The following is a 3,405-nucleotide window of genomic DNA, read 5'->3' on the forward strand; positions in this document are numbered from 1 at the left end:
ATGGGGGCCGGGGCAGATCGAGCGCGAGCTGGAGGAGGGGGCGTGGGCGGCGCTTCCGGCCGACCCGGCCTTCATCTTCGACGTCGATCCCGACGACGCGTGGCGCAGCGCGCTCCACGCCGCCGGCATCGACCCCGCGACCCTGACGCCGGGGGTCGGGCTGAACTGACCTCCCGCCTTCGCGCTCGCTATGATGGACAGATCGTCGGCGCGGACGAACAGATCGCCGGCGCGGGCCTCGCGGCGCGCGTCGAGGGGGGAACGAGATGCGCAGAGAGGGACGAACGATGGGACGGATGACTCTGGCGGGGATCGCGCTCATGGTCGCGGCCGCGGCGTCGGGCGTGGCCGCGGCGGGCGACGACGGCGGGGTCGCCCGGATCCTCGCGGCGGCCAAGGCGGGGAATGCGGAAGCGCAGGGCAAGGCCGGGGCGCTCTACTTCGCGGGGCAAGGCGTCCCGCGCAATCTCGACAAGGCGCTGACGATGCTGTCGTCCGCGGCGCGCGCCGGGGACGCCTCGGCGCGGCGGGCGCTCGGCTTCGCCTGCGCCGACGCCGACGACACGCCGATCTTCGGCTCTGAGTTCGGCCGGCTGTACGAGGCCGCGGCGCGCGGCGACGCGCCGGCGGCGTTGAAACTCGCGGGGGCGTTCCGCTCCGGCCTCTGCGTCGGCCCGGACAACGACTGGACGACCTACTGGTACCGTCGCGCCGCGGCGCTCGGCGCGGAGTGCGCGACGTCCGAGCTGGCGCGCCTCGCCGCGGGCGAGGCGCCCCGCGAGGCCGACGGCCCGATTATCGTCGTGGGGAACGTTCAGGCGCCGACGCCGCTCTTCAAGGCGCCCGCCGAGTATCCGAAGAAGGCGCGCAAGGAAGGCGTCGAGGGGCGCGTGATCTTCCAAACGATGATCGACGAGAAGGGGGTCGTGCAGCGGGTGCAGATCCTGCGCCCGCTGCCCCTCCTCGCCGCCGCCGCCGTTTCCGCGGCGCGCCGCTGGCGCTTCTGGCCGGCCGTCCTCTGCGGCCGGCCCGTCAAGGTGCTCTTCACCCAGGTCATCGCCTTCAAGCTCGACCAGCCGGCGACGACCGCCGAACCGCCCGCGCCCGCGGCGCCCTGACGCGCGCCGCCGGACGAACCGCCGCACGAATCAACGAACGCACCAACGAACGCACCAACGAACGCGTAGGGGAGGCTGGCGCGCCCCGACGACCGTCGCCGCGCTCAAGATTCCACCGCGCCTGCCTCCCGAGGTGCATGACGCGCACCCTTGCCTTTGAGGCGTTGAACGGCAAGGTCGGCGAGGCTCGCGTCGGGCGGCAGGCCGCGGCGGACGATCAGAGTTCGAAGCGGTAGCCGCGCGCGAAGACCGTGAGGAAGTGGCGCGGCCGCTCGGGGTCGTCCTCGAGCTTGGCGCGCAGCGCCCGCACGAAGTTGTCCACCGTGCGCCGCGTGCCGCGGTAGTCCACGCCCCAGACGTCCTCGAGGATCCGGCCGCGCCCCAGCGCCACGCCGGCGTGCTCGATGAAGTGCTCGAGCAGCGAGAACTCCTTCGGCGTGAGGTGCACCGGCTCGCCGCCGCGGTAGGCGACGCGCGCCCCGCGGTCCACCACGACGTCGCCGAAGCGGACCTCGTTCGGCCCCTCGGTCCGCCGCAGCCGCACCGCGATCCGCGCCAAGAGCTCGTCGATGTCGAACGGCTTCGTTATGTAGTCGTCGGCGCCGGTGTGCAGGCCGTGGATCTTGTCCTCCACCCGGTCGCGCGCCGACATGATGATCACCGGCGCCTGGAACCCTTCCTCGCGCGCCTTCTTCAGCACGAACGTGCCGTCGAAGCCGGGGAGCATCAGGTCGAGCAGCACGAGGTCGGGCGGCGTCTCGCGGATCGCCTTCAGCGCCTGCTCGCCGCGCACGACGGCGTCCACCGCGTACCCCGCCTTGCGCAGCACGAGCTGCAGCCCGTCGCGCAGCGTCTGGTCGTCCTCGACGACGAGGATCCGCGCCCCGACCGCGCTCACGCCGCGCCCCCCGCGGGGACGACGATCACGAACAGCAGCCCGCGCCCGAGGCGCCGGCAGGCGGCGATCTTGCCGCCGTGCGCGCGGACGATCTGCCGCGCGATGCTCAGGCCGAGCCCCGAGCCGCCGGGGTCGGGACGGTCGGCGTGGACGTAGCGCACGAACGGCTCGTAGACCTGCTCCGGCGCCGTCGGCGGGAGGCCGGGGCCGCGGTCGGTCACGGCGAAGACCGCCATCCGCCCGAGGCGCCGCGCGGTGAGCTCCACCGGCCCGTCGTCGCCGGCGTACTTGAGCGCGTTCTGCAGCAGGTTGCCGACCGCCTCGCCGAGGGCGGTCGGGTCGGCGACGATCCGCTGCCCGGGCTCGGCGACGCGGATCTTCGCGCGGTCGGCGCCCGGGGTGCGCGCGACCGCGGCCTCGACGACGGCGCCGAGCGTCGTCGGCGCGCGGTGGATCAGATGCCGCGAGGAGCGGACGCGCCGCCAACTGACGATCCCCTCGACGAGCTCCTGCAGACGCCCCGTCTCGCGGCGGATCGCCTCGAGCGAGGCCGCGGCGTCGTCGGGGAGGCGCGTCCCCTCGAGGAGCTGCACGTGGAGGCGGATCCCGGCGAGCGGCGTCAGCAGCTCGTGGCTCATGCGGGACATGAACGTCTCCTGCACCTGCGCGAGGCGCGCGCCGCGCCGGGCGAGGATCAGCAGGAGAAGCGAGCCGGCGACGATCGAGGCGGAGAAGGCGACGATCAGGATCCCCATCACCAGCCCCTGCGAGGCGTTGCGCGACTGCCAGAGGATGACGATCCCCACGCCGGTCAGGACCGACATCGGGACGACGACGAGCAGCAGCGTCAGGTGGACCACCCAGCGCAGGCTGACCTGCAGCGGATCGCGGGAGGCGCGCGCGCGGCGGGGCTTGGTCGAGGACCGGCTCATGACCGGCTCATTATGACCGAACCGCCGGGAGGGGGCCCCGCGGGGCGCGCGCGGGGCGCTTGACCAAACCGCCGCGCGGGGACACCTTAGGCGGTGCTCGGCCGGAGGACACCGTGAACGACGAGAAGAACCAGCCCGCGCCGGAAGGCCAGCCCCGGCCTTCGTCGCTCGGCGACATGCGCCGGATCGGGCGCGTGCCGCTCGACCGGATCCGCAACGCGGTCGAGGTTCTGGCGTGCCGGATGCTCGAGCGGAAGCTGGAGCAGATTCCGGAGATCTGCCACTGCCAGCAGTGCATCGAGGACATGTACTGCATCGCGCTCAACCGCGTGCCGGCGCTCTACTACCACAGCACGTCGAGCTTCGCGCGGCGGCTTGAGGATCAGGGGCCGCCGACCGACATCATGGGGCAGCTCGACGCGGCGATCGACTACGCGATCATGCTCGTCGGTCAGCA

The 3,405-nt window shown here is 73.3% G+C and carries 5 protein-coding genes; 3 read left to right on the forward strand and 2 right to left on the reverse strand.

Annotation, left to right across the window (positions count from 1 at the left end; translation table 11 throughout):
• The first annotated feature begins 16 nt into the window (after positions 1 to 16).
• Both LLG88_12045 and LLG88_12050 read left to right on the forward strand, forming a co-directional pair.
• Positions 17 to 169 carry a YqgE/AlgH family protein gene (locus tag LLG88_12045; GenBank protein MCE5247633.1) on the forward strand — a complete coding sequence of 51 codons (153 nt, stop codon included), beginning with the start codon at positions 17 to 19 and terminating at the stop codon, positions 167 to 169.
• A 118-nt stretch (positions 170 to 287) separates the two neighbouring features.
• Positions 288 to 1,118 (forward strand): TonB family protein, encoded by an 831-nt coding sequence (locus LLG88_12050; GenBank protein ID MCE5247634.1) that lies wholly within the window; start codon positions 288 to 290, stop codon positions 1,116 to 1,118.
• Positions 1,119 to 1,335: 217 nt separating this feature from the next.
• On the opposite strand, the gene LLG88_12055 is transcribed toward LLG88_12050, so the two are convergent.
• Positions 1,336 to 2,016, reverse strand: a complete 681-nt coding sequence (locus LLG88_12055; protein ID MCE5247635.1) for a response regulator transcription factor — start codon at positions 2,014 to 2,016, stop codon at positions 1,336 to 1,338.
• Entirely contained in the window at positions 2,013 to 2,948 is a 936-nt protein-coding gene (locus LLG88_12060) for a HAMP domain-containing histidine kinase (GenBank protein MCE5247636.1), read from the reverse strand. The genes LLG88_12055 and LLG88_12060 overlap by 4 nt, the downstream gene beginning before the upstream one ends.
• 113 nt (positions 2,949 to 3,061) lie before the next feature.
• On the opposite strand from LLG88_12060, the gene LLG88_12065 reads away from it, so the two are divergent.
• The coding region (locus tag LLG88_12065) for a late competence development ComFB family protein (GenBank protein ID MCE5247637.1) at positions 3,062 to 3,405 on the forward strand (344 nt) is incomplete at its 3' end.

It is taken from the genome of bacterium, from assembly GCA_021372775.1.
Classification (GTDB): Bacteria; Acidobacteriota; Polarisedimenticolia; order J045; family J045; genus JAJFTU01.